The organism is Massilia sp. PWRC2, from assembly GCF_049896725.1.
In the GTDB taxonomy this organism is placed as follows: Bacteria; Pseudomonadota; Gammaproteobacteria; order Burkholderiales; family Burkholderiaceae_D; genus JAFCUW01.
On record NZ_JAFCUW010000010.1, the window covers coordinates 58,461 to 84,512 of the forward strand.

General features: G+C 62.6%; 26 protein-coding genes. 9 read left to right on the forward strand and 17 right to left on the reverse strand.

Features of this window, described 5'->3' with window-relative positions:
* Positions 1-17: 17 nt before the first annotated feature.
* Positions 18-1,448 (forward strand): PLP-dependent aminotransferase family protein, encoded by a 1,431-nt coding sequence (locus ACP7BZ_RS18530; protein ID WP_426115856.1) that lies wholly within the window; start codon positions 18-20, stop codon positions 1,446-1,448.
* Here the strand turns inward: ACP7BZ_RS18530 and ACP7BZ_RS18535 are convergent.
* From ACP7BZ_RS18535 to ACP7BZ_RS18560, 6 genes are all read right to left on the reverse strand, one after another.
* Positions 1,441-1,932 (reverse strand): hypothetical protein, encoded by a 492-nt coding sequence (locus tag ACP7BZ_RS18535; protein ID WP_426115858.1) that lies wholly within the window; start codon positions 1,930-1,932, stop codon positions 1,441-1,443. The two genes, ACP7BZ_RS18530 and ACP7BZ_RS18535, sit on opposite strands and share 8 nt — an antisense overlap.
* Before the next feature lie 83 nt (positions 1,933-2,015).
* Entirely contained in the window at positions 2,016-2,678 is a 663-nt protein-coding gene (locus ACP7BZ_RS18540; protein WP_426115859.1) for an SCO family protein, read from the reverse strand.
* A complete protein-coding gene (locus ACP7BZ_RS18545; RefSeq protein WP_426115861.1) occupies positions 2,656-3,249 on the reverse strand; it encodes a c-type cytochrome in 594 nt (197 codons plus the stop codon). Before ACP7BZ_RS18545 ends, ACP7BZ_RS18540 begins: the two co-directional genes overlap by 23 nt.
* Before the next feature lie 15 nt (positions 3,250-3,264).
* Positions 3,265-3,906, reverse strand: coding sequence for a cbb3-type cytochrome c oxidase subunit II (locus tag ACP7BZ_RS18550; protein ID WP_426115863.1), 642 nt, complete (start codon positions 3,904-3,906; stop codon positions 3,265-3,267).
* The gene (locus ACP7BZ_RS18555; protein ID WP_426115865.1) at positions 3,907-5,577 is read right to left on the reverse strand and encodes a cbb3-type cytochrome c oxidase subunit I; all 1,671 of its coding nucleotides are present in this window, start codon (positions 5,575-5,577) and stop codon (positions 3,907-3,909) included. It lies immediately after the preceding gene.
* Positions 5,578-6,207: 630 nt separating this feature from the next.
* Positions 6,208-6,663, reverse strand: coding sequence for a putative toxin-antitoxin system toxin component, PIN family (locus ACP7BZ_RS18560; protein WP_426115867.1), 456 nt, complete (start codon positions 6,661-6,663; stop codon positions 6,208-6,210).
* 36 nt (positions 6,664-6,699) lie between these two features.
* Here ACP7BZ_RS18560 and yaaA point away from each other — a divergent pair, with 36 nt between their 5' ends.
* Complete coding sequence (yaaA, locus tag ACP7BZ_RS18565; protein ID WP_426115869.1) at positions 6,700-7,467, forward strand: peroxide stress protein YaaA; 768 nt, start codon at positions 6,700-6,702, stop codon at positions 7,465-7,467.
* A 152-nt stretch (positions 7,468-7,619) separates the two neighbouring features.
* Here the strand turns inward: yaaA and ACP7BZ_RS18570 are convergent, their stop codons facing one another.
* On the reverse strand, positions 7,620-8,426 hold the full coding sequence (locus ACP7BZ_RS18570) for an outer membrane protein assembly factor BamD (protein WP_426115871.1): 807 nt from the start codon (positions 8,424-8,426) through the stop codon (positions 7,620-7,622).
* Positions 8,427-8,488: 62 nt separating this feature from the next.
* Between ACP7BZ_RS18570 and ACP7BZ_RS18575 the strand changes: the two genes are divergently transcribed.
* Complete coding sequence (locus tag ACP7BZ_RS18575) at positions 8,489-9,553, forward strand: RluA family pseudouridine synthase (RefSeq protein ID WP_426115873.1); 1,065 nt, start codon at positions 8,489-8,491, stop codon at positions 9,551-9,553.
* Positions 9,554-10,348 carry a peptidoglycan editing factor PgeF gene (gene pgeF / locus ACP7BZ_RS18580; RefSeq protein WP_426115875.1) on the forward strand — a complete coding sequence of 265 codons (795 nt, stop codon included), beginning with the start codon at positions 9,554-9,556 and terminating at the stop codon, positions 10,346-10,348.
* A gap of 4 nt (positions 10,349-10,352) precedes the next feature.
* Here the strand turns inward: pgeF and ACP7BZ_RS18585 are convergent, their stop codons facing one another.
* Positions 10,353-10,550 (reverse strand): hypothetical protein, encoded by a 198-nt coding sequence (locus ACP7BZ_RS18585; RefSeq protein ID WP_426115876.1) that lies wholly within the window; start codon positions 10,548-10,550, stop codon positions 10,353-10,355.
* A 55-nt stretch (positions 10,551-10,605) separates the two neighbouring features.
* Between ACP7BZ_RS18585 and ACP7BZ_RS18590 the strand changes: the two genes are divergently transcribed.
* From ACP7BZ_RS18590 to ACP7BZ_RS18605, 4 genes are all read left to right on the forward strand, one after another.
* A complete protein-coding gene (locus ACP7BZ_RS18590; RefSeq protein ID WP_426115878.1) occupies positions 10,606-12,393 on the forward strand; it encodes an alpha/beta fold hydrolase in 1,788 nt (595 codons plus the stop codon).
* A gap of 218 nt (positions 12,394-12,611) precedes the next feature.
* Entirely contained in the window at positions 12,612-13,184 is a 573-nt protein-coding gene (gene phaR, locus ACP7BZ_RS18595; protein ID WP_426115880.1) for a polyhydroxyalkanoate synthesis repressor PhaR, read from the forward strand.
* Positions 13,185-13,295: 111 nt separating this feature from the next.
* Complete coding sequence (gene rimO, locus ACP7BZ_RS18600) at positions 13,296-14,747, forward strand: 30S ribosomal protein S12 methylthiotransferase RimO (protein WP_426115882.1); 1,452 nt, start codon at positions 13,296-13,298, stop codon at positions 14,745-14,747.
* Entirely contained in the window at positions 14,747-15,907 is a 1,161-nt protein-coding gene (locus ACP7BZ_RS18605; protein ID WP_426115884.1) for a cystathionine beta-lyase, read from the forward strand. Before rimO ends, ACP7BZ_RS18605 begins: the two co-directional genes overlap by 1 nt.
* Before the next feature lie 123 nt (positions 15,908-16,030).
* Here ACP7BZ_RS18605 and ACP7BZ_RS18610 read toward each other — a convergent pair whose 3' ends face one another.
* The 5 genes from ACP7BZ_RS18610 to trxC all read right to left on the reverse strand — a co-directional run bounded on the left by ACP7BZ_RS18610 (position 16,031) and on the right by trxC (position 20,370).
* Positions 16,031-16,186: a hypothetical protein gene (locus ACP7BZ_RS18610; RefSeq protein WP_426115886.1), complete on the reverse strand. Its 156-nt coding sequence runs from the start codon at positions 16,184-16,186 to the stop codon at positions 16,031-16,033.
* A 69-nt stretch (positions 16,187-16,255) separates the two neighbouring features.
* Complete coding sequence (locus ACP7BZ_RS18615) at positions 16,256-17,854, reverse strand: methyl-accepting chemotaxis protein (RefSeq protein WP_426115888.1); 1,599 nt, start codon at positions 17,852-17,854, stop codon at positions 16,256-16,258.
* Between the two features lie 597 nt (positions 17,855-18,451).
* The gene (locus ACP7BZ_RS18620) at positions 18,452-19,411 is read right to left on the reverse strand and encodes a chemotaxis protein (RefSeq protein ID WP_426115890.1); all 960 of its coding nucleotides are present in this window, start codon (positions 19,409-19,411) and stop codon (positions 18,452-18,454) included.
* 92 nt (positions 19,412-19,503) lie between these two features.
* Positions 19,504-19,866, reverse strand: a complete 363-nt coding sequence (locus tag ACP7BZ_RS18625; RefSeq protein WP_426115892.1) for a DUF4870 family protein — start codon at positions 19,864-19,866, stop codon at positions 19,504-19,506.
* A gap of 51 nt (positions 19,867-19,917) precedes the next feature.
* Positions 19,918-20,370 carry a thioredoxin TrxC gene (gene trxC, locus ACP7BZ_RS18630; protein ID WP_426115894.1) on the reverse strand — a complete coding sequence of 151 codons (453 nt, stop codon included), beginning with the start codon at positions 20,368-20,370 and terminating at the stop codon, positions 19,918-19,920.
* A 201-nt stretch (positions 20,371-20,571) separates the two neighbouring features.
* Here trxC and ACP7BZ_RS18635 point away from each other — a divergent pair, with 201 nt between their 5' ends.
* Entirely contained in the window at positions 20,572-21,411 is an 840-nt protein-coding gene (locus ACP7BZ_RS18635; RefSeq protein WP_426115896.1) for a response regulator, read from the forward strand.
* Positions 21,412-21,551: 140 nt separating this feature from the next.
* Here ACP7BZ_RS18635 and ACP7BZ_RS18640 read toward each other — a convergent pair whose 3' ends face one another.
* The 4 genes from ACP7BZ_RS18640 to ACP7BZ_RS18655 form a co-directional block, all read right to left on the reverse strand.
* Entirely contained in the window at positions 21,552-22,265 is a 714-nt protein-coding gene (locus ACP7BZ_RS18640; protein WP_426115898.1) for a hypothetical protein, read from the reverse strand.
* Between the two features lie 166 nt (positions 22,266-22,431).
* A complete protein-coding gene (locus ACP7BZ_RS18645; protein WP_426115900.1) occupies positions 22,432-23,352 on the reverse strand; it encodes an EamA family transporter in 921 nt (306 codons plus the stop codon).
* 7 nt (positions 23,353-23,359) lie between these two features.
* On the reverse strand, positions 23,360-24,085 hold the full coding sequence (locus tag ACP7BZ_RS18650; RefSeq protein ID WP_426115902.1) for an ABC transporter ATP-binding protein: 726 nt from the start codon (positions 24,083-24,085) through the stop codon (positions 23,360-23,362).
* Between the two features lie 11 nt (positions 24,086-24,096).
* Positions 24,097-26,046 carry an ABC transporter permease subunit gene (locus ACP7BZ_RS18655; RefSeq protein WP_426115904.1) on the reverse strand — a complete coding sequence of 650 codons (1,950 nt, stop codon included), beginning with the start codon at positions 26,044-26,046 and terminating at the stop codon, positions 24,097-24,099.
* Positions 26,047-26,052: the final 6 nt, after the last annotated feature.

Here is a 26,052-nt window from a genome sequence, read left to right on the forward strand (position 1 = left end):
CGAGAGGGGGGGGAGGGGTGATCCGCTACAAGGAATATGCCGATGAACTGGCCCAGCGGATCGACGCCGGGCACCTCAAACCGGGCGACCGCCTGCCATCGGTACGCGAGGTCAAACGCCAGCGCGGGGTCAGCGCATCGACCGTGTTTTCCGCCTATTATCTGCTGGAAAAACAGGGCTACGTCGAGGCGCGCAACCGCTCCGGCTATTACGTCAGCGCCAAGGCGCCCCTGGCAGCGGCCGGGCGGCGTGCCGCCATCGCGCAGGCGCATGCCATGCCGGTCGATTATTCTTCGCTGGTGTTCCACATCTTGTCGCAAGCCCGACAGCGTGAGCTGGTACCGCTGGGGTCGGCATTCCCCTCGCCTGAACTATTTCCGTTGGATCAATTGGCGGTAAGCATGGGACGGGCGCTACGGCGCATGGATCCGTGGCACACCGTGGACGATCTCGCGGTGGGCAATCTGGCGCTGCGACGGCGCCTGTCGATGCGCTACGGCATGCTGGGAATGGATGTGGCGCCGGCGGAACTGGTGATCACCAGCGGTGCCATGGAAGCGCTCAATCTGGCGCTGGAGGTGACCACGCAACCCGGTGACGTGGTTGCCATCGAAACGCCGGCGTTCTATGGTGCGCTGCAGGCGCTCGAGCGGCGTGGCTTGCGTGCGGTCGAGGTGGCCACGCATCCACGCACCGGCGTCGAACTCGACTCGCTGCGGCGCGTGCTCGATGCCCATCCGGTCAAGGCTTGCTGGTTCATGCCGACGTTCCAGAATCCGCTGGGGTGCACCATGGCCGACGACGCGAAGGCGCAGCTCGTTGCGCTACTGACGGCGCGGCAGATTGCGCTGATCGAGGACGATGTCTACGGCGAATTGCACCACGGTGCGCGCCGCCCGCCGCCAGCGAAGGCATGGGATCGCGATGGCTGGGTCTTGCACTGCGGCTCGTTTTCGAAGTCGCTGGCGCCGGGCTACCGCATCGGCTGGGTCGCTGCGGGACGCTTTGCAGCAGCGCTGGCGCGGCATAAAATGATGAGTTCGTTGTCGACGGCCTTGCCTTCGCAACTGGCGATCCTCGACTTCCTGCAGGAGCGCAGCTTCGAGCGCCATCTGCGATCGCTGCGCCACGCGCTGGCGCGCCAGCAGGCGGCAGCGCTACGGGCGATCGAGCAATACTTTCCCGCCGAAACCAAGGTGACCCGTCCTCAGGGCGGTTACTTTGTCTGGGTGGAGCTGCCGGCCCACATCAATGCGCTGTCGCTGCACCGCCAGGCAGTGCAGCGGGGGATTGGCATTGCGCCGGGCCAGCTGTTTTCGGCCGATCACCGCTACAGCCATCACCTGCGCATCAATCTGGGCCATCCGGGCGACCTGCGCACCGAGGCGGCGCTGAAGGTATTGGGGGAGATCATGCAGCGCAGGGGCAACGCGGTTGCAGTCAGTTAAGCGCCTGGCCATCGGCAGCTGGCGCACTTGCTGCACGCACTTGCTGCACGCACCAGCGCAGCGCCAGCGCGCACGCTGCGATGACCAGGGCGCTTCCCGTCATCGATTGGTCATCGGGCAGGTAGGCATTGCACAATTGCCTGGGCTGGTCCTGGTAGAGCAGGCCGACAATGGCGGTCATCGCGCAAAAGTTTCCCATGAAAAACAGCTCGATGATGACATTGGCGCGTTCGATGGCCCCCGGTAGCGCCGCGCCCAGCGCGAACAGGGTGGCGAATTTGAGTGACTCCGACAGGCTGCTGGTGAGACTCAGTTCAAGCGCGCGCGGGATCATCCAGTAGGCGCTGGCGAACAGCGCTGCGCTCAACACACTCAAGCCGTGGGCGTCGAATGGCGCCAGCCGTCGCAGGCAGGGTGCGTTACCACACAGCAGCGAGCCGGCGACGGTGATCGCTGGCAGCTGCAGCAACATATGGCTGAGCATCGCCCCCTCCAGCCATCGGTGTGCAAGGGCACTGGCCAGCAAGCACAGGGCGCCCACCCCCAGACGTCGCGTGCGCCGGTGCGTCACCAGGCGTGCGCCGTTGCCAGCGCATAGCGCAGCGCAGCGTCCGGCTCGTCAAGGTCGACGATGCGACCAAGGCGGCCGCCCGGATCGACGATGTGGAAGGCCGCGTTGTGGACAAATTCGCCCAGCGGGGCCGGCACGACGACGATGCCCATCGATGACAGCAGGCGCTGGCGCTGTGTGGCGTCGGCAACGCTGGCAAACTGCCAGACGGCGCTCTGCGCATGCTGCTGCCGCGCGTAGGCCAGTAACACTGGCGCGCTATCGCGTGGGTCAAAGCTGACGCTGAGCAGGCGGACTTTATGCTGCAGTCCATGGGCGATGATCTGCGACTGCATCTGCTGGTACTGGCTGCCCAGTGCAGAACAGACGGCGTTGCAGCGGCTGTACATGAACGTGACGATGGCGACCCGGCAATCTTGCCGCAGATTCTCGAGCAGCGCCGTCGGCTTTGGCATGGACAGCAAAGTCGGTGGCAGCGCGATGGGATGCTCGCGCAATTGCAGGCGGCGCCCCTCTTCGGTCGCCACCACCCGCAAGCCCAGCGTGGCATCGTAGAGTGCAGCGATGCCAGCGCTGCTCACCAGCAGCAGCGCGGCGAGCGTCTCCTTGCGGGCTGCGCCGCCTGCGCTGTTTGCCTTATTTGAGTTTGGCGAGCTCATCATCACCATTCCACGGCGTTGTCCGCGCCTTGCTCGCTGCGCGTTCGCGCTGGACCACGTTGGCGCTCACTTGCGGTGCAGTGTTGCCGAAATTGGCGCGGATATGGCTCAGAACGGCAGCAATTTCACGGTCGTCAAATTTGTCTTTGAACGATGGCATGGCGCCGTTGTAGGTGGCGCCCCTGACCGTCAGCCGGCCGGTAATGCCATGTAACAGGATATTGGCCAGTATGTTGTCCGGACCGGCAACCCATTCCGAGCCTGCCAGCGGCGGAAAGGCCCCCGCCAGACCGGCGCCGCTGGCCTGGTGGCAGGCGACGCAGTTGGCCGCGTACAGGTCAGCGCCGTTGGCGGTCGACACGGCGCCCTTGACCTTGCCTTCGAGCGTGGCCACGGTGCGGCGGTCGCCCAGCGTGGGATCGTCATCGCGCCCGGTGCTGACGATATACGATACCGCCCACAGCAGCAAGCCGGCGACGATGGCGATGACCGCCGGCGGCACCGGTTTGTTCATTTCGTGGGGGTCGGGATATTCACGCGAGCGCACCTGGTTGTCGCGTTGTTCAGTCATCGTTATGTTCTCGCCTCATTTGTTGGTGCCGTTGTTGACGTTGTTGCCGTTGTTATCGTTGTCAGCGCCCGCGGGGCGGGGCGCCTCGCGCACCGGATAGGTGTGATCGAGCCCCTGCAAATAGATGACCAGATCGAGCACCTCTGCTTTCGCCACGATCACCTTGTCCGCTGGCGTAAAGCCGTCCGGCATGTGCACCACCCGGTCACCCGGCTCTGCCGCGCTTTTCAGGTCGAACAGGAAGGGGTAGGCCGGCATGATCGACGCTTGCGTGTAAGCGCGTGGCTGAAACAGATGGGCCAGGTGCCAGTCGGCGCTGGGCTGGCGGGCGCCAATATTGAACAAGTCCGGTCCGGTGCGCATGGTCCCCAGCAAATGCGGCTTGTCGTAGGTGTAGTCGGCGGCGACCGAGGCGCGGCCCCAGCCACGCTGGTCGTCGGGGGCTTGCGCCTTGTCGCGCGGCTGTTGCGAGTGGCAATAGATGCAGCCATTCTGGATATACACGTTGCGTCCGCGCAGTTGCGCAGCGCTGTAGGGTTTTAAGCCCGCCGGTGCGGCCACCGCCTTGAGCTGCAAAAACGGTACGATCACCAGGGCCGCTGTCGCCAATGCCAGTGTTACCATGGCGCCACCGAGCAGTTTGAGTTCGTCTTCCATTTATGCTCCGGCGATGGCGGCAGGCAGGCGGCGGGTATGGATCAGCGCCGCACCGGTGCGTGCCGGTCCGTAACGCAAGGCCATGGCGGCAAAGTGCACCGCGAATACCAGGTGGCCCAGCGTCATGATGGCGCCGCCGAGCGAGCGGCTTTGCAGGTAAGGCATGGTGACGATGACCGACTCGATAAATGGCCTGCTGGCGTCGAGCATGGCGCGCCCCTGCAGCCAGCCGCCGATGCTCAAGCCAATAAAATACATCGAAAAACCGGTGACGACCAGCCAGAAGTGCGCGGCGATCAGGCCGGGGTAGGGCCACTCCCATGACATCACGCGGGGCATGACGAAATAAATCGCCCCAAACATGACCATCGTAAAAAAGCCGTACAGGCCAAGATGGGCATGCGCCACCGTAAAGTGGGTGAAGTGGGTCACGGTGTTGACGCTGCGTAGCGCTTCGACCGTTCCCTGGATCGAACTGAGCGTGTACATCATTCCACCGAGAACAATAAAACGCAGCGTCGGCGAATACACCAGCTTGCCAAAATGCCCGCGCATGGTCATGTGCTGGTTGATCGAAAACGCCACCACCGGCACCAGCATCATCACGCTTTGCACCACCGACAAGGTGATCAGCCAGCCGGGCACCGGCCCGCCCACCAGGTGATGGCCGCCCACCTGTCCATAAAAAAACGCCAGTGTCCAAAAACCCAGCAGGGACAGGTTGTAGGACTGAATCGGCCGGCCGATGATTTTCGGAAGAAAATAATAAACCGATGCAAGCGCCATCGGCGTGTAAAAAAGACCCAACACATTGTGGCCAAACCACCAGTTCATGGTGGCTTGTTCGACCCCGATGTGGACGGCCGATAAATTGGCGATCAAGAACAGGATGGGAAACCAGAACAGGGCGGCGCCCATGTACCAGATCGACACATACAGGTGGTCGACGGTGCGCGCCTGCAGGGTGTACACCAAAGGCAGGCCGATCAGCGCGCCACCGGCCACCAGCAAGAGATCGACCTGCCACGGGATTTCCAGCCATTCCATGCCATCGTTGAGGCCAGCCGCAATACAGCCGAGGCCCGCGATCAGCCCGGCGGTCCACAACATGCAACCGATGATGGCGGCTTTGCCGCCGACCAGCGGTGTTTTCAGCAGACGCGGCAGTAACCACAAGGCGATGCCCAGTGCCGCCATCGGCGCCCAGCCGTAGGCGACGGCGTTCAGATGAATGGTGCGCAACCGGCCAAAGGTCAGCCAGGCTTGCTGGACAAGGAAGTCCGGCTGGTGCAGCTTGATCGAACTGGTCAGGCCGGCCAGCGAGGCGACGATCAGCCACACTACCGCGCAGGACAGGAACAGGAAGACCACGAAGGCGGACGAACGGTCTTCTTCAACCCGCTGCAGCAAGTCGCGCTCCTGCGCAGTGCGCTGCTCTGCCGGCAGGGCGGGTATTGGCTGGTCCGGGTCCTGGCCGTGGCGCGCCAGACTGGTCTGTTGCGCCTTCGTTGCGGCCGGTTCCTCGCCGATGCCGATTTCGCCATGCGAAAAGATGACGTGGGCGGCGGCCGCCGACGGGTCGAATAAACGCTTGCGCAGTGACCAGATGAATACAAACAGCCCGGTGATCGACAGGATGAAGGCAGAGAGCAGGAGAGAAACGGTGTTCATGAATGTGTTCGCTCAGTTGTAGTGAGACCATTGTCCCAGTGCAGCGCTGCGCGCATTCGGGCAGCCCTGTCAAGCAGCCATAGTGGCGCTGCGCCGCCAAGGTTGACAGGCTCAGAATCGGTTCGAAGAAGGCGTATCAGCTCTCTGTCGTCGCGCTGGCAAGTAGGGGAGAACAGAGGAAATGGAAAAACTCGGGCGCTAAGAGCTTGCCTAAGTTTGTAGCGTCAAGGCGGCCACTGCGCAGCCGCACGCTTGGCGTACAGGATTTCTATTTTCCTGGCCAGCAACCGGTAGATCGCGACATCGCTGGCGTGCGCCACCAGAGCGCCGCTGCCGCGCATGTGGCCGATGTGGGGATGGGGGGCGAGGCGATCCGGGCGCTTGGGGGCGGTGAGCCTGTGCGGCTCGTCGTTCAGCGCAGCGGCGCCATTGCCGGCGGCGGCTTGCCGATCCGGGTGATGCCAACGATCGGCACCGGGCAGTCGGTGATGGTCATGCGCCAGTCGACGTGGTAAGGGGTCATACTGCAATCTGATGCGGGTGGCCCTGCATGCCCGCCCTTCCAGCGCGACGGGCGACTGGCACCGCAGGGTGACTGTCGCATGCATGCTTCACCGCGCCAGCATGTATTTAGGCCACCTCATCAGCCAGCTGCAGCTCGACCCACGCCTCTGGCAGCATAATTTTAAACAGCCCCAGCGCAGCAGTCTTGCGCGCCAGTTTCAGCAAGGCCTTGTCCTTGGTGATGAGCACCGCGGCGCCGCTATCGCGCGCAATCTCCAAAAATTTCTGGTCATCGCGGTCGGTGCAGATGGGCAGGCGCACCTCGAGCGCGCTGGGTGCGAGCACCGTGATCAGGGCGTCGAAGCGGGCGGCGGCAACCGCACGGCTCGCTTCGTCGAGGGGCAGGTGGCGGTAGTGCAGCACGATGTTGTACTCGTCGCGGCAGTCGGCGCGGGTGACCGCTTCGACGGCGCCGCTGTCGAGCGCGGCGAGCAGGCTGGACCAGCGCGCATCGTGGAACACCAGCAGATCGAGGCAGACATTGGTGTCGATGACGATGCGTTTGGCTGGGACAGGTATCATGTGGGCAATTCTTTATGTCTGAAAAGTTTCTATCTTATGTTGATTGTGTTGTCGCCTGCAAAATCTCTCGACTTTGAAAGTCCCGTCAAAACCACACTGTCGTCCACCCCGGCCATGCTGGCCCGTTCTGCCCAGCTGATCGAGGTGTTGCGCGGTTACGGCCCCGGCCAGATCGCCGAACTGATGAGCCTGTCCGACAAGCTGGCCGCCCTCAATGTGGGCCGCTATGCCGACTGGCGCGTCGACACCGCCGGCGCGCGCCAGGCCGCGCTGGCGTTCAATGGCGACGTCTACGGCGGCCTCGACGCGCCGTCGCTCAAGCCGAAGGCGCTGGCCTGGACCCAGCAGCGCCTGCGCATTTTATCTGGCCTGTACGGCGTGCTGCGCCCGCTCGACCTGATTCACCCGCACCGGCTGGAAATGGGCACCCGCCTGCCCACCGAGGGCGCGCGCGACCTCGTGCACTTCTGGGGCGACGCCGTCACCGACCGCCTCAATGAGGCCGCGGCGGACGCCGGCGCCCGCACACTGGTTAATCTGGCTTCGCAAGAATATTTTCATGCGGTGCAGCCAGCGCGGCTGGCGCTGCCGGTGATCCACCCCGTGTTCGAGGAATGGAAAGACGGCAAGTACAAAATAATTTCGTTTTATGCCAAGCGGGCCCGTGGGCTAATGGCCCGCTACGCCGCCGACAAGGCACTCACGGATGCCGACCAGCTGAAAAGGTTCAAGGTCGAGGGCTATGCCTATGCGCCGGCGGTGTCGACGGCCACGTCATGGGTGTTTCGTCGCAAACTGGTGTGAGTGGACGTGAAAACGGCAGCGCTCCTTGACGGGGCGCTGCCGTTAGTCGCAGTCACAGGAAGTTCGCTGCTGTAGTGGCTTTCGCTGGTTGAGTGGCTCTAGCTGCTTGAGTGTCTTTAGCTGCTTGAGTGGCTCTGGCTGCTTTGGTGGCTCTAGCTACTCTTGCGCGAGAAAAAGTTAAAGAAACTTTTTTCGCCTTCGGGCTTCAAGTACTTGCTGTTTGGGTAGTTCTTGACGAACACGCGCTGGGCATCGTCGCGCAGGTCGAGATTGCCCATCTTGTCGTAGCAGCGGATCATCAGGAACAGTGCCTCTTCGCGGGCCGGGGCATCGCGGAAGTCGGTGACCGCGCCTTCAGCCCGGTTGAGCGAAGCGAGGTAAGCACCGCGGCGATAGTAATAATTGGCGACGTGCACTTCGTAGGATGCCATCGCATTGACCAGGTATTTCATGCGGTCGATGGCATCGGGCGTATATTTGCTGTCCGGGAAGCGGTCGACCAGCGCCTTGAAGGCGGCAAACGATTCGCGCGTCGCTTTCGGGTCGCGCTCGGTCGGGTCTTGCGAATAAATGCTGCTCAGGAAACCGATCTGGTCATTGAAACTGACCAGGCCGCGCAGGTAGTACATATAATCGGCCTGCGGGTGGTTCGGGTGCGCCTTGATGAAGCGCTCGATGGTGGCCAGCGCCTGCGCCTGGTCTTGCGTCTTGTAATAGGCGTAGGCAATTTCCATTTGCGCCTGGGTGGCGTAGACGCCGAACGGATAGTTCGATTCGAGCTTTTCCCACAACTTGATGGCGGCGTCGTAGTGCTGGCCGTTCATCTCCTCGCGCGCCTCGGCGTATAATTTCGTCACCGACCAGTTTTTGGTCTCGTCGGCCTTATCTGGAAACAGGCCGCACGCGGACAGACTGAACAGGACACAGGAAGCAAGCAACAGAGATAATTTTTTTTGCATACGATTTTGCAAGACTTATACCGAGATTCAACGAAAGGCTGATTATAGCCGATGGGACTGATGTGACTTTAACTTCAACGCCGAAACTGGCGGATTTACAAAACGAACCACCCGATGCGATCGGTGATGCCGAGTACGACGACGAGATCGTAAGCGATTTTGGCGAAGGCGTCGACCTCGAGCCCATCAACTTGCAGCTGACGGCCGAGTCCTGCGGTCAGCGCCTCGACAAGGTGATCGCCGGCCACGTCCCGCAGTTTTCGCGCAGCCGCCTGCAAACCTGGTTCGACGGCGGCCATGTGCTGGTCGACGGCAAGGCCGCGCGCGGCAAGGACACCTCTTACGGCGACGAAACGGTGGTGGTCCACCCGCAAAGTGCGCCGGAAGACACCGCTTACACGCCGGAAGACATTCCGCTGACCATCGTCTATGAAGATGAACACATCCTGGTAGTGAACAAGCCGGCAGGCCTGGTGGTCCACCCGGGCGCCGGCAACTGGTCGGGAACCCTGCTCAATGGCTTGCTGCACCATGCGCCGCAGCTGGCCAATGTGCCGCGCGCCGGCATCGTCCACCGGCTCGACAAGGACACCAGCGGTTTGATGGTGGTCGGCAAAACGCTGGCGGCCCAGACCGACCTGGTGCGTCAGCTGCAGGCGCGCAGCGTCAAGCGCGAATATTTTGCGCTGGTCTGGGGTACGCCGCCGCTGGGCAGCACCATCGATGCACCCATCGCGCGCCACCCCAAGGACCGCGTCAAGATGGCGGTGTCGAACAATTTTTCGGCCAAGCCCGCCATCACCCATTTTCAGCGCCTCGACAGCGGCTTGCTCGATCGCCGTCCCGTCAGCCTGGTCCAGTGCCAGCTCGAAACGGGTCGCACCCACCAGATCCGTGTGCACATGGAATCGATTGGCTTTGCGCTGGTGGGCGACGCCGTGTATGGCAAGCGCCACCTGACCCCGGTATTTCCGCGCCAGGCACTGCAGGCGCGCCGCCTGGGCCTGGTCCATCCGGCCACCGGCGAGGCACTCGAATGGATTGTGCCGCTGGCCGACGATTTTGCTGGACTGATCGCCACTGCGGGGATCGCCGAGCCCGGCACGGACGCCAGTGCGGGCCCTTAAATGGCGGCCGTCATCCCGCCAATGATCATCCCTGACTGGCCGCGTTTGCCGGCCAGCGTCGGCGCGCTGGCCACCACCCGGCGTGGCGGATTGAGTAGCGGGCCGTACGGCGACGGCAGCGGTCGGGGCGGCCTCAATCTGGGCCGTCATGTCGGCGACGTGGAAGCGACCGTGCTGGCTAACCGCGCGCTGCTGGCGGCCAGCCTGCCCGCTCAGCCGGCCTGGATTTCGCAGGTGCATGGTGTCGCCGTGGTCGATGCCGCCAGCGTCGGGCCAGACCAGCCCGTGCGGGTGGCCGACGCCAGTTATGCCACCACCGCAAGTGTGGTCTGCGCCGTCATGACGGCCGACTGCCTGCCCGTGCTGTTTGCCGATCTCGACGGCAAGGTGGTGGGCGCCGCCCATGCCGGCTGGCGCGGGCTGGCCGACGGCGTGCTGGGCGCCACCGTGGCCGCCATGCGCGCCGCCGGGGCTGGCGACATCACCGCCTGGCTGGGGCCGGCAATTGGCAAACATCGTTTTGAGGTGGGTGTCGCCGTCATGGAACGCTTCATGATGGATGCGGTCGAACCACAACTGGTGGCGGCAGCATTTGCGGCCTATCCGGGGCGGCCCGGTAAATATCTGGCCGACATGAACGCGCTGGCGCGCCTGCTGCTGGCGCACGACGGCATCGACGACGTCGCCGGTGGCAATGACTGCACGGCCAGCGACGCCGGCCGCTTTTATTCGTACCGGCGCGACGGCGTGACCGGGCGCCTGGCCAGTCTGATCTGGCGCAAGGCCGCGCAATAGAGGTTTACGGCGGCGTTTGTTTGCTGGCCTCGGCCGCACGGCGCTTTCGCTCTTGCCGTGCCTTCGAACCGGTGATATAAAAAAGAATCGACAAAGGCAGCAGGCAGTAGGCCAGAAACGTCATGATGCCGGCCACCACCGAGGTTTCGGTGAGGGCCATTAGTCCGACGACATACACCCAGGCGAGGGCAACAATCCACATACGCTTCCCTCCGGCAGAAACCGCGAAACCACAATTGTAACCAATGGATGGAACGATGAACCAAACCGATGCGCAGTCCCTGGCCAGCAATCCCATGGCGCACTTGACCGACCCTGCAGCGTGGCAAAAATGGCTCAGCGAAATGGCGCCACCGGCCTTGCCGATGACCAGTGCGCTGGTCGATGCGGCAGCCCAGATCGATGCCGCCACCCTCGAAGGCTTGCGCGTGAGCTATCTGCAGCGAGCGGCCCAGCTGTGGCAAGACCTGGCCACCATGAAAACCCCGGAGCTGCATGACCGCCGCTTCGCCGCCCCCGAATGGCGCGCCAATCCGCTGGCCGCCTTCAGCGCTGCCAGCTACCTGCTAAATGCCGAATTTCTCACCGCCATGGCCGACGCCGTCGCCGCACCGCACCGTGAGCAGCAGAAAATCCGCTTCGCCGTCCAGCAAATGGTCGATGCGCTGTCACCCGCCAATTTTCTGGCAACCAATCCGGAAGCGCAGCAAAAGCTGATCGACAGCAAGGGCGAATCGCTCACCCGGGGCCTCAAAAACATGCTGGCCGACATGCAGAAGGGCCGCATCTCGCTGTCCGACGAGTCGGCTTTCGAAGTAGGCCGCAATGTTGCCACCACGGCAGGGCAGGTGGTCTATGAAAATCCGCTGTTTCAGCTGATTCAGTACACCCCGCTGACGGGGCAGGTGCACCGCGTGCCCCTGTTGATGGTGCCACCGTGCATCAATAAATTTTACATCCTCGATTTGCAGCCGGAAAATTCGGTGGTGCGCTATGCCGTCGAGCAGGGCAATACGGTGTTCTTGGTGTCGTGGCGTAATCCGGACCAGGCACTGGCCGGCATCAGCTGGGACGATTACGTCGAGCGGGGCGCCATCGAAGCGCTCAAGGTGACGCAAGACATCAGCGGCAGCGACAAGGTCAATGCGTTCGGCTTTTGCGTCGGCGGCACCATCATGGCCAGTGCGCTGGCGGTACTGGCCGCGCGCGGCGAACAGCCGGCGGCCAGCCTGACCCTGTTGACCACCTTGCTCGACTTCGAAGACACGGGCGTGCTCGACGTCTTCATCGATGAGCAGCAGGTGGCACAGCGCGAGCGCGCGCTGGCGAAGGGCGGGCTGATGCCGGGACGCGACTTGGCCACCACTTTTTCATCGCTGCGGCCGAACGACCTGGTGTGGAATTACGTGCAGTCGAACTATTTGAAAGGCAATGAGCCGCCGCCGTTCGACCTGCTGTACTGGAATTCGGACAGCACCAATCTGCCCGGCCCCATGTTCTGTTTTTATTTGCGCAATATGTACCTGGAAAACCGTTTACGGGTGCCGGGCGGGCTGACCACCGCTGGTGCCGCCGTCGACCTGGGCGCCATCGCCGCCCCGGTGTTCATTTATGGCTCGAAGGAAGACCACATCGTGCCACCGGCGGCCGCCTATAAATCGCTTGGTTTGCTCAATCCTGGCCATCCTGCGCGCAACCGCTTCGTGCTGGGCGCCTCCGGCCACATCGCCGGCGTCATCAATCCCGCGTCGAAGGGCAAGCGCAGTTACTGGACGGCGCCGGCCGCCGTGCCCGCCGTGCCCGCGGCAAAGCCGGCCACCAGAAGTGCCAAAGGAAAAGGCCGTGCCCAGGCGGCGGCCCCCGCCAGCTACGACGCCTGGCTGGCTGGCGCCACCGAACACAAAGGCAGCTGGTGGGGCGAGTGGGCAATATTTCTCGCCGAGAACGGCGGCGACCGCGTGCCCGCCCGTACCGCTTTGGGCAATGCGCGCTTCGCCCCCATCGAGCCGGCACCGGGCCGTTATGTGAAGGTCAGGGCCGATTAAACAAACGCGCCAGGGTGGCTGCTAAGACAAGTGTTGTTGCTTTGTATTTACAGTTTGGTTGCATTGCAATAATTACTGCATCAGCAGACACAACATGGTATTTTGATGGTCTGCCATACCCGCCCACATTGGAGACATGAAGAGGCGGGCTGGCTGTGGAGGCGGCAGTTGCCGTTTTATGTTCAGCATGCGCTGCGGCGCAATAAGTGGAATTCGCGATGAGTAGTGGTAAAAAAAACAGTGAACGCCTGATCAAAAAGTATCCGAACCGTCGCCTGTACGACACCCAGACAAGTTCTTATATCACCCTCACCGACGTCAAGCAGCTGGTGCTCGACGCCGATGAATTTACCGTCATCGATGCCAAGTCGAACGAAGACTTGACGCGCAGTATTTTGCTGCAAATTATCCTGGAAGAAGAAGCGGCTGGCGCTCCCATGTTCACCAGCGCGGTGCTGTCGCAAATCATCCGCTATTACGGCCATGCGATGCAGGGCATGATGGGCTCGTATCTGGAAAAGAACGTCCAGGCCTTCACCGACATCCAGCACAAATTTACCGCAGGCGCCGGTGGCCTCGACGCGAAACCGTTTAGCCCGGAAATGTGGTCGCAGTTCATGAATGTGCAGGGCCCGATGATGCAGGGGATGATGAACAACTACATCGAGCAAAGCAAAAACCTGTTCGTGCAAATGCAAGAGCAGATGCAAAACCAGAGCAAGTCGATCTTTGGCGCGTTTCCCTTCCCGGTGCCGCCCGTGCCACCGGTGCCGCCCACCGATAAAAAATAGTGGTGCAGGGGAGCCGCTGACGGCGGCCGTGCTCAATGGTCAGCGCGCTTTGCCGCGCGGCGCCGCTCGCGGTACAATGGCAGATTGCCCGCCAGAATACCGCTCCCCGCCATGACCGAACTTCGTCGCATCCCCGCTGTCCCGCTTGCCAACACGGCTGCTGCCCCCGCCCAGTCTGCCATCCGCATTCCTTCGCCCATCATCGTTGCCCCCGGGGTTGCCCCGAAAGTGGGGTTTGTGTCGCTCGGTTGCCCGAAAGCGCTGGTCGACTCGGAACAGATCCTCACCCAGCTGCGCGCCGAAGGCTATGAAACGGCCAAGTCCTACGATGGCGCCGACCTGGTGATCGTCAATACCTGTGGCTTCATCGATGCGGCCGTGCAAGAGTCGCTCGACGCCATCGGCGAAGCGCTCGCTGAAAACGGCAAAGTCATCGTCACCGGTTGCCTCGGTGCCAAAAAGGATGCGGCCGGCGACGACATCATCATGAAGATCCACCCGAAGGTGCTGGCCGTGACGGGGCCGCATGCGCTGGGCGAAGTGATGGATTCGGTGCACCTGCACCTGCCCAAACCGCACGAGCCGTTTTTCGACCTGGTGCCGGCGCAGGGCGTCAAGCTCACCCCCAAGCATTACGCCTACCTGAAAATTTCCGAAGGCTGCAACCATCGCTGCAGCTTTTGCATCATTCCCTCGATGCGCGGTGACCTGGTCTCGCGCCCCATCGCCGACCTGATGATGGAAGCGGAAAACCTGTTCAAGGCGGGCGTCAAGGAATTGCTGGTCATTTCGCAAGACACCAGTGCCTACGGCGTCGACGTCAAGTTCCGCTCGGGCTTCTGGAATGGCCGTCCCGTCAAAACCCACATGACGCAGCTGACCGAAGCACTCGGCCAGCTGGCCGCCCAGTACGGCGCCTGGATTCGCCTGCACTACGTCTACCCGTATCCGCACGTTGACCAGATCATCCCCATGATGAGTGGCGGTCACGTGCTGCCCTACCTCGACATCCCCATGCAACACGCGCACCCGGAAGTGCTGCGCCGCATGAAGCGGCCAGCCAGTGGCGAGAAAAACCTCGACCGCATCCAGGCCTGGCGCGCCATGAATCCGGACCTGACGATCCGCTCGACCTTCATTGCCGGCTTTCCCGGCGAGACGGAAGAAGAATTCGAGTACCTGCTGGAATTCCTGAAGGAAGCGCAGATCGATCGCCTGGGCTGCTTTGCTTACTCGCCCGTGGCGGGCGCCACCGCCAACCTGCTGGACAATCCGGTACCGGAACAGTTGCGTGAAGAGCGCCGCGCGCGTGTCATGCTGCTGCAGGAAGAAATCTCCGCCCAGCGCCTGCAGGCGAAGGTGGGGCGCACCGTGCGCGTGCTCATCGATGAAGTCAATGGCCGCGAAGCGATCGGCCGCTCGGCTGCCGACGCGCCGGAAATCGATGGCGTCGTCCATATCAAGAAGTCGCTGGTGCCGGGCAAAAAACTGCAGGTGGGCGAATTTGCCGATGTCGTCGTCAGCGCCGCCGATGCCCACGATCTGTGGGCCAAGGTGGTCTGATGAGCCGCTCCGTGCAGACCGGTCTGGTCCACAGCGATTACACGGCGCCGGCCGGTTTCAACGCCTATCCGGTGCCGATCCACCATGCGTCGACCGTGCTGTTCAAGGATGTCGCCGCGATGCGCGCCGGCACCTGGAAAGACAAGCAGTCATACACCTACGGCCTGCACGGCACCCCCACCACGTTCACCCTGGAAGCGAAGCTGGCGGCCATCGAAGGCGGCAGCTGCTGCCTGCTGGCGCCGAGCGGACTGGCGGCAATTGCCATGGTCGATTTTGCCTTGCTGGCAACGGGCGACGACGTGCTGTTACCCGATAATGTCTACAACCCGAATCGCGAACTGGGCAACTGGCTCACGCGCGATTTTGGCATCAGCGCCCGCTATTACGATCCGATGATCGGCGCCGGCATTGCCGCCTTGATTGAGCCGAACACCAAGCTGATCTGGACGGAGGCGCCCGGCTCGGTATCGATGGAAGTGCCCGATCTGCCCGCCATCTGCCAGGCCGCGCACGCGCGTGGCGTCCTCGTCGCCCTCGACAATACATGGTCGGCCGGTCTGGCCCTGCGCGGTTTCGAGCTGGGCGTCGACATCATCATGCATGCGCTGACCAAGTACCAGTCGGGTGGCTCGGACGTGCTGATGGGCGCCGTCATCACGCGTGAGCAGGCGCTGATCGAACGGATCGGCATGGCCCACATGCGCCTGGGAATGGGCGTGAGCGCCGACGATGCCTATCTGGTCATGCGCGGCCTGCCCACCATGAAGCTGCGCTTCGAGGCGCACGACGCCGGCGCCCGCCAGGTGGCGCGCTGGCTCAAGGGGCGCCCGGAAATTGCCAGGGTGCTGCACCCGGCCTTCGAGGACTGCCCTGGCCACGCCACCTGGCAGCGCGATTTTAGCGGTGCCGGCGGCCTGTTTTCCGTGCTGTTCCAGCCGTCCTACGGCGAAGCGCAAACCGACCGCTTTGTCGACGCCTTGCAGCTGTTCGGCATTGGTTATAGCTGGGGTGGCGCCAACAGCCTGGTGATGCCGTACCGCATACAGGCCATGCGGCGCGACTGGCCGGACCAGGGCGTGCTGGTGCGCTTTAATATTGGCCTGGAAGCGCCGCAGGATTTGATCGCTGATATTGAACAGGCGCTGGGCCGGCTGTAACGGTCCCTGCCGCGCTGCATGCGCCACCGGCGGCAGGCCGGTGCGCTTGCTTTTTCTAGTGTGTTCGCGCCTGCGCAGGCATGGCGCCGGCGTCGCACCGGCTTGCGTGCTTCAAGTCGCTGATCACAGCGCGCATCCCATCACGCTACTATTTTTTTGCTTGAGCCTGACGTACAGGGTGGCACCAAAATGCGCTGCATCTTCATCGACTTGAAAGGAGCGAACATGCATGTCCATCAGCCTGCCTGCCATTACCGCCCGCTCAAGGTCGGCAAGCATTGCTGTACCTCTTGAGCCTCGACGCGCTGCATGGGATTGCATCAGAGCGTGGTTCGGTCGTGTGTCCGGTCAACAAGGTAGCGGGCGCCGCGCCTCAGATGGCCCGCCTCTGCTGCTCGGTGTCAACTGGCCAGATGCCGCCACAGGTTCCAGTTTAAAGATGCTAACCACATGCGTCAGCGCTGTCGTCTGTTCGCGCAGCGCCTGCGCGGCTGCAGCGGCTTCTTCCACCAGGGCGGCGTTGCGCTGCGTGGTGGTGTCCATCTCAATGACCGCCATGTTCACCTGCTCGATGCCTGCGCTCTGCTCGGCCGTCGCGGCGTTAATCTCCGTCATGATTTCCGTCACACGCTTGACGCTGACGATGATCTGCATCATCGTCGCCCCCGTCTCGCTCACTAGCAAACTACCTGCCTCGACGCGTGACACCGACCCGCCGATAAGTGCCTTGATTTCCTTGGCCGCGCTGGCCGAACGCTGCGCCAGATGACGCACTTCAGACGCGACGACGGCAAAGCCGCGCCCCTGTTCGCCAGCGCGCGCGGCCTCGACGGCGGCATTGAGGGCCAGGATATTCGTCTGAAACGCGATGCCGTCGATCACGCCGATGATGTCGGCAATCTGTTTCGACGACTCACTGATCAGCGCCATCGTATCGACTGCCCGCTTGACGACATTTTCCCCCTGCACGGCGCAGTCGCGCGCGCTGATCGCCATCTGGTTCGCCTGATTGGCGTTATTTGCATTCATGCGCACAGTCGACGTCAGCTCTTCCATCGACGAAGCCGTCTCCTCGAGTGCACTGGCCTGCTGCTCGGTGCGCGACGACAAATCGAGATTTCCCTGCGCAATTTCATCTGATGCAATCGAAATCGTTTCGGCGCCAGCCCGTACCTTGGCCACAATCGTCTTCAGGCTGGCATTCATCGCACCCAGGGCGGTAAGCAATTGTCCTGTTTCATCGTCGGAAGTGGCGGTAATGTCAGTGCTGAGGTCGCCTGACGCCACTGACTGCGCCACGTCGACCGCATGTTTGAGCGGCTGGACGATCGAGCGCGACACGATCACGCCGGCTGCCACGGCGCCGCTCGCACCAATGAGCATGGCGATCAGACTGAGCATTGTGGCCCGCTGGCTGCTCGCTGCCGCCTGTGCAACGCTTGTTTCTGTCGTCGAGACAATCTGCTTGCGTGCCTTGTTCAGCAGCTCGGTGGGACTGCGGTCCTTGCCCTTGACTGCGGCGTCGCCAACCGTCGCTTCGAAGTCTGCGTCCGTGAACGCGGCGTAACCTCTGCGATAATCGTTGCCCATTTGCGCGTGCGCCTGAGCAAACTGCGCCAGAAGATTGCGCGCCTCGCCTGGCGCGATCTTCGCCGTCAACGCCGCTGTTTGCGCCGCCACTTCGCTTTCGCTGTCTGCAAACGCTTTCCAATATTTTGCCCGGTCGCTGTCGTTTTTTCCACGTAGCAGCGTGTTTTTCCATTCCTGGACCTGCGTCTTGAAAGTCGACAGAATGGTTTCAACTTCCTGCGCCTGACTGTAATTGGTGACGGCGCTACGATAGATGCTGATGGAATTGTTCAGTTGCGACAGGCCGAACAGGCCGGCAGCGGCGACGGCAATGGCGACGGCCGCGAAACAAACAGGGAGCTTACGGCTGAGGTTCATGGCTGATCACTGACGAAAAATAAAGGCTGATGGTTTTAGTGTTTCTAAGCAAGCAAAAATCACAGATTATCACACTTATATTTCCATGAAGCACTTTGTGAATTCAGGGAGTGGTTAGTGTTTTACCTTTCAACGCACTATTGAGCAATAACACGACAAAGAAGCGTTCATAGCGGCGGCAATGCCGACTGTCTCAGCGGTTTTAACTTCGTCAGGCAAAGGTATCCAGCGACGACCAAGGGTGACTGTGCAAGATGGTGAATTGTTTCATCATTTGCAGACCGAGATTTCCCTTTTGAGTCTGCGGAAACGAAGAACGATATCGACCATTCGCGCCGCACCTGGCGGCGCTGAGGACGGTGGCGGGTAATAGCGGCATGATAGTGTCTGCCGCGATCTGCCTGCCATCGCAGACAGTGCAACAGTTCGCTGGCCGGCGAAGTGTGGACGCCAGCGATCAGCACAGCACGCGGCGGTGCTGCGATCGGCTGTTGCAGTGCGCTGCCTGAAACGGCCGCGAGAATTCAAAAAAAGCGAACAAACTAAAAAAAAGCGCGCCGTCGAAGACAGCGCGCCTGGTCGGCAGGGGCAAAGTACTTAGCCTTTAAGCACCGTGCGCAAGGCCGCTGCCAGCTCGTCAGCGTTAAATTTCGCCACATACGCGTCGGCGCCCACCGACTTGACGTGCTCTTCGTTGGTGGTGCCCGACAGCGACGAGTGGATCAGCACCGGCAGATCCTTGAAACGGGGGCTTTTCTTGATCGAGCGGGTCAGGGTAAAACCGTCCATTTCCGGCATTTCCAGATCGGTCAGCACCAGCGCCACGCGGTCGTAGATGCTGTGGCCGTCGGCCTCGGCCTGGGTGGCAATCGCGTGCAGCTGGTCCCACGCTTCCTTGCCGGTCTTGGTCATGATGAAGGGCAGGCCCATGGCATCGAGACCCTGCTCGATCAGCGCGCGCGCCACCACCGAGTCGTCGGCGGCAAGAATCACCGAACCGGGCTTGATCTTGATTTGCGCACCGATGGTGGCGGCGTTGACGTCGGGCCGGTCGGTCGGGTTCATATTGCGCAGGATGGTTTCCAGATCGAGTACCTGGGCCAGGCGCGGCCCGTTGGCGTCGTCTTCCAGGCGGGCGATGCTGGTGACCAGGCCGCCGGTACCGGTGCTGCGCTCGGCCGACATCACCGCGCTCCAGTCGAGCCGGACAATTTCTTCCACCGATTCGACGGCAAAGGCCTGGGTGGTACGGGCGAACTCCGTCACCAGCATGATGTTCAGGCCGGTTTTCGGGACGCAGCCTGCAATCGCCGGCAAGTCCAGCACCTGGATGATGGCGCCGCGCAGATTGACCACGCCAAGCACGTGATCGACCGCGCCGGCAATCGCCGTCACCTCGGGCATGGCGACAATTTCACGGATCTTGAAAACGTTGATACCGAACAGCTCGTTGCGGTCGCCGTTCTTGTCAGCCCCGAGGCGAAACAGCAGCAACTCGAATTTGTTGGTACCTGTCAAGTTGCTGCGTTCGTCGACTTCTTGCTGAACAGTTTTCATCTGTGCTCTCAATGGGGTAAATGACCTAGCCAACAGTATGCCAGCATCTTTACCATTGCTGCACAGTAATTTTCCGCTGCGAGGCTAGGGCGCTATACTGGCATCGCATTATTGTTGTTCAGATCAACAAATCCGCGAATCACCCGGTACAGATACCAGACCCAGGCGATGCCCCAGACGGCGAACGCGAACGGGATGCCGATAAAGGTGACGAACAGCGCGCCGCCCACCACAAACCACAGCAGCGAAAACCAGAAGGTGCGGATCATCCAGGTGTGATGGCTATAGACGAAGCTGCCCGCGGTGCTGGGGCGCTTGAGGTAATTGAAGATCAGCGGTACCAGCGAGAGCGAGCCCAGTGAACATAAAAAGATGACGGCGTGGGCCACATACATGATGCGGGCGAAATTTTTGGCATCTTCGAGACCATGATCGAGCACTAGCGTTTGCGACATGTTCAGTCCTCCATTGTTGATGTGATAATTATAATACGACGGGCTAGATCCTCAGTCTGATTGCCGCGCCGGCAGATGTGTGCGTGCCCAGTCGACAATCGCGCGGCTGTCGAGGGCGCCAGTGTGGCGCGCCACTTCGCGCCCCTGGTAAAACAGCGCCAGCGTGGGAATCGAGCGGATATTGAAACGCGCCGCCAGGTCGTGCGCCTGTTCGGTGTCGACCTTGAGCAGGCGCAGCGCCGGCTCGAGCTGGGCGGCGGCCTGCTGGAAGGCCGGTGTCATCATCTTGCACGGGCCGCACCACGGCGCCCAAAAGTCCACCAGCAGGGGCAGCTCGCTGCGTTCGAGGTGGCGGCCAAAACGGGCGCTGGCCAGGTCGAGCGGGCGGCCCTGAAACAGCGGCTGGCCGCACTTGCCGCAAGCGGGACCTTCGGCCAGGCGAGAACGGGCGACGCGGTTGACGGTATCGCAATGGGGGCAGACGATGTGGACAAGATCAGTCACGGGCAGAATTCCTCGGTGTGAATTGGATCAGCCGATTGTAAATCGACTGGCGCCGACCGTGCGTTCGCTAGCGAGCCGCCCCATCAGCGGTGGCGCCGGTCCGCGCTGACGCCCGAAATTGTTACCGAGAAACGTCAATTTATTTTACCTACTAGTAATAAAAATGTGTTGTGGCAATAGTCCTGCGCTACACTTATTACCATGAAGCCCCGCCATTCGACGCCGCAGTTTCACATCCTGGTGGTCGATGACCAGCCGGTCAACCTGCGTCTGCTGGAGGCGGCGCTCAGCCATCACGGCTACCGCGTCAGCAGCGCTGCCGATGGTCAAGTTGCCCTTGCACTGCTGTGCGGCAGCGGTGGCGACGGCGGGCCAGCGGTCGACCTGGTGTTGATGGATTGTCACATGCCGCTGATGGATGGCTTCGAGACGGTGCGCCGCCTGCGCCAGTGGGAGCACGGTGGTGGCGCGCGGGCGCCGCTGCCGGTGATTGCCGTTTCGGCCGCCAGTGCCGCCGATGAAGGCCAGCGCTGGCGCCAGGCGGGCATGGACGGCTTCATCGCCAAGCCGTTTCGCCTGCCGCAACTGCTGGCCGAGATCGCCGCCAAACTGGGCCGGCACAGCGCTGGCGCCGTTACGCCAGCGGCCGCCGGCCCGGCGGCGGTGCTCGATGTCGATGGCGCCCTCGAGCGGCTCGATGGCGATGTGCAGCTGTTTCACACCTTGCTGGCGATGGCCGCGCGCCAGCTGCACGGCGACTGCAGCGCGATGACGCAAGCGCTGGCCGCTGGCGCGCGCGGCGAGGTGGTGCGCCTGGCCCACCGCTTGCGCGGCCTGCTGGCCACCATCGGCGCCGAACGCAGTGCAGCGATCTGCGTACTGCTCGAGCAACAGACGGCCCGGCTAGCGCCCTTGAGCGACGCTGACGAGCTGGCCGCCTTGTTGCCCCTGTGGGCGCGCCTGCAGGCCGAACTGCGCCAGCTGGAGGCCGAGATCGCCACTTGCTCAGCCCTGCCGGCGGGGCCAGTGTTGTCTACCTGAGCCTGATATTCGGCGCATGCGCTGCGCCAGGCGCGTGCGCGGTCTGCTCGCTCTCAGTGAGCGCCATCGCCAGCGCCTGTACTTGTTCGATGAGCATGCTTGTCACGTTGACGGCAGCTCCCTGCCGGGTTGGCGACTGATCAGGCCGCAGCGCCACCCGAGCACGCCGCATTGATGCGGATCGCCGCCAGCGGCACGCCGGCACTATCGGGGCGCCGCGGCAAGCCCGGATAGCCGATGCGCGCTGCCGCCGCCAGGGCGTCGGCCAGGCTCATCTGCGGATTGAGCGAGCGCACGATTGCCGCCGTCAGCGGTGCGTGTGCGTACAGATGTTCGATGCTGGCCAGCGGCGGCTCGCATTCAAAGTAATCGGTGGCGTATTCGTAGTAGCAGCTGGCCGGGGCCAGCAGGATCGACAGGTAATCCTGCGAGCCGTCGTACCGGTGCTGCTGGCGCGCATCGGGGTGCGCCAGCTGGCACCAGACGGCGTCCTCGAGCCGCTGCCAGTAGCAAAAGCTGACGGTGTCCATCATGAAAGTGGCGTCATGCAGCAGCGCGGCAAACTCTCCCGGCACCATGCGCTGGGCTTGCAGCGCCATGGCGCGCGCATCGGCGCGTGGCAGCGCGTGCACGTGCCCCTTGATGATGGCGCCGGCGCCCGACAGGTGCAGATACCAGTGGTCGCCTTCACCGTTGCGCATGGCCGCTACATGCTGGCCGGCGGCAAATGCAGGGTCGTAGCTAAAGTAGCGGTATTCGACTTCGGGACAGAGGATGGCATCGAGCAGCGCCAGGGCCATGGCCCGCTGGGCCAGCAGGCGCGGAGGAGGAAGATACAGGGGGTCGAGCTGCATGGCGGCCTTTGGTTGAACCCGGACGCGTCAGCCGGGTGAGGATCAGTCTCCCACGAAAAACATTTGCCCGGCAATGGTATTCCGGAAAGCTTGCGCCAATGTGCGTGGCTTCAGTTGTACGGCGACAACGGAGTTGTCATGCCGTTACGTGCAGCGGATCTGTCCATCACGGCGCAGCGCTGCGCCGTGCCAGCAGGCGCGGTCCGAGCATCACCACCACCAGCGAAGCGACCACCAGCGCCGTGCCGGCCCACTGCCAGCCAGTAATTTTGTCGCCCAGCACCAGCATGCCGGAGCTGATGCCCACCACCGGCACCGCCAGGCTGAACGGCGCCACCCGGTTGACCGGATGGCGTTTTAACAGTCCCGTCCACAAGGCATAAGCGAGGATGGTGGCAAACCAGCCCAGATAAGCGAGCGAGGCCCAGGTGCTCCAGGAGGCGGCCAGCGGCCGCCAGCGCGTGGCGGCATCGTCGAACGCCAGCGACAGCAAAATAAACGGTAGCACCGGCACCAGCGCGCTCCACACCATGAAGGGGACCACCTGAAAGTCGGCGCTGCACTGCTGCGCGCGGCGCACCACGATGTTCGAGCCGGCCCACATGGCGGCCGACAGCAGCACCAGTACAAAGCCGAGCGGGGTGGTGGCGCCGGCGTCGGCACCGGGCGCCAGATAATTGAGGGAAAAGCAGGCGATGCCGAGCGCCGCGAAGGCCAGCCCCCAAAGCAGCGCGGTGGAGGCGCGCTCGCTGAGCAGCACGAAGCCAAACAGTGCCGTGAAAAACACCTGGGTCTGCAGCAGCACCGACGCCAGCGCCGCCGACATGCCCACCTGCAGGCCCAGGAACAGCAGGCCGAACTGGCCGACTCCCTGCAGCAAGCCATACGCGGCGACGAAGCGCCACGGCAGTTGCGGTGGCCTGACCACCAGGATCAGCGGCAGCAGGGCGAACAGGTAGCGCCCCGCGCCCAGCTGAAACGGCGTCAGCTCGCGCAGGGCGAATTTCATGGCGATAAAGTTGGTGCCCCAGATGAGCACCACGACGAGGGCGGCCAGGTAGTCGCGCCGCCCCAGGGAAGCTGTCATGGCCGGCTCAGTGCGAGCCGCCACCCAGGTAGGCTGCCACCACTTTCGGGTCGGTTTTTAAACTTTCGGCGGGGCCGTGCACCGAGATGCGGCCGTTTTCCAGCACATAGCCGTAGTCCGCCACGTTCAGGGCAGCGGCGGCGAACTGCTCGACCAGCAGCATCGTCACGCCCTCGCTTTTCAGGCGGGTGATGATGCGAAAGACTTCTTCGACCAGGATCGGCGCCAGCCCCATCGAGGGTTCATCGAGCAGGATCACTTCGGGATTGAGCATGACGGCGCGCGCCATGGCCAGCATTTGCTGCTCGCCGCCCGACAGGGTACCGGCCAGCTGGTGCTGGCGCTCTTTTAAACGGGGAAACAACTCGAGCGCTTTTTCCAGGTCCAGCTTGATGTCACCCTTGGGGCGCGAACCGGTGAAACGGGGGAAAGCGCCCAGCAGCAGGTTGTCGGTCACGCTCATGGTGGGAAACACGCGGCGGCCCTCGGGCGAGTGGGCCAGGCCGCAGCGGGCGATCTTGTGCGATTCGAGGCCGGTGATGTCGCGCCCGCCCAGGCTGACCTTGCCCGACGTCGGCCGGATCATGCCGGAAATGGCGCGCATGGTGGTGGTCTTGCCGGCGCCGTTCGAGCCGATCAGCGTGACCAGCTTGCCCTTGGGGACGTCCAGTGAAATCCCGTGCAGCACTTGTACCTTGCCGTAGGCGGCGTGCAGATTTTGTATCGATAACATGCTAGTCCTTGTTAGTGCGCTGCAGCAGGAGGGGCGCCGTCGTCGGCGCTGCCACCCAGGTAGGCTTCGATCACTTTCGGATCGCTCTGTACCAGGCTGGGGCTGCCCTCGGCGATCTTCTGGCCGAAGTCGAGCACGGTGACGGTGTCGCAGATAGCCATGACGACGTCCATGTGGTGCTCGATCAGGATGATGGTGATGCCATGCTCGCGAATCTTGCGGATGATCGCCATCAGTTCCTTGATGTCGGGCGCGGTCAGGCCGGCAGCCGGTTCATCAAGCAGCAGCAGGCGAGGATTGAGGCCCAGCGCGCGGCCGATTTCCAGCAGGCGCTGTTTGCCGTAGGGCAGATTGCGGGCTTCTTCATTGGCCAGATCGGCCAGGCCGACGAACTCGAGGATCGAAGCGGCGCGCTGGCGTGCCGCCTTTTCTTCGCGGCGGTAGCGTGGCGTTTGCAGCATGACGTCGGCAACGTTCGAATCGAAGGTGTGGTGCAATCCCACCAGCACGTTTTCGGTGGCCGTCATTTCGCCGAACAGCTGGACGTTCTGGAAGGTGCGGGCAACGCCGCCGAGGGCGATCTGCGACGGCGTGCGGCCGGTGATGACTTCGCCATCGAAGGACACCTTGCCGTCGGTGGGCTGATAAATCCCCGTCAGCACATTCATCATGGTGCTCTTGCCCGAGCCGTTCGGGCCGATCAGGCCGTGCACGGTGCGCGGGGCAACGTTCAGGTCGACACGGTTGAGCGCTTTCAAGCCGCCGAACTGCATCAGCACCTGGTCGACCTGCAACAGGGTGGCGCCAGTCGTTTTGGGGGCACTGGCAGCGAAGGCGTCGGCGCCGGCAGAGGCCACCGACAGGCTGGTGTCGTGCGCACCGGCGCGCCCGACCAGCGAGCGGAAAAAGCCGACGATGCCGTCTTGCAGGTAGTAGACGACGAACAGCGTCATCAAGCCAAAAATGGTCAGGCGCCAGTCGGTCATGTTGTCGAGCCGGTACGAAAAATACGCCATGGCGACGGTGGCGACGACGGGAATGCCCACCTTGCGCGGCGTGCTTTTCTGGCGCGCCAGCAGATAGACGGCACTGATCACGGCGACGGCGGCGAAGAACACGGCAATCTTGCGGAACAGTTCAATGTCAGCCAGCAGGCTCGGCAAAATCACCACGATCAGTGCGCCAATCAACGCGCCCGAGCGGGTCTTGCGGCCGCCCATGATCACTGCCAGCAGGAACAGGATGGTCAGTTCAAAATTGAAGGTTTGCGGCGAGATGTATTCTTCCGAGTAGGCAAACAGCGAACCGGCCAGACCAGCCAGACCGGCGCTGATGACGAACGCATACACCTTGTAGCGGTACACCGATACGCCCATGCAGTCCGAGGCAATCGGGCTGTCGCGCAGGGCTTCAAAGGCGCGCCCCAGGTTCGATTTGAGGATGCGGTGGACGACGATCAGCGACACCACCATCAGCCCGGCGACCAGATAGAAATAACCGACTTCGGTCAGCTTGGTGCCAAACAGGATGGGCTTGGAAATCTTGATCCCCATCGGCCCTTCGGTAATGAAGGTCATCTCGTTGATCAAGATCTGGATGATGGTACCGAAGGCCAGCGTTACCATCGCCAGGTAGGGCCCGGTCACGCGCAGGGCTGGCAGCGCCAGAATGGCGCCGAACAGGGCAGCGCCGCCGATCGAGCCGAGCATGGCCAGCGGCCACGGCACACCGAGCTTAAACACCAGCACGCCGGTGATGTAGGCGCCGATGCCAAACAGGCCGGCGTGGCCGAGCGACACCTGGCCCGTGTAGCCGACCACGATATCGAGGCCGAACAGCAAAATGGCGTAGATCAGGATGGTCTCGGCCAGGTGGATGTAGTACGGATTGGGAATGAGGATCGGAAACGCAATGAGCGCAATGATGCCGACAATGGAGGCTGCAAAAATCTTCTTGTTCATGGGGTG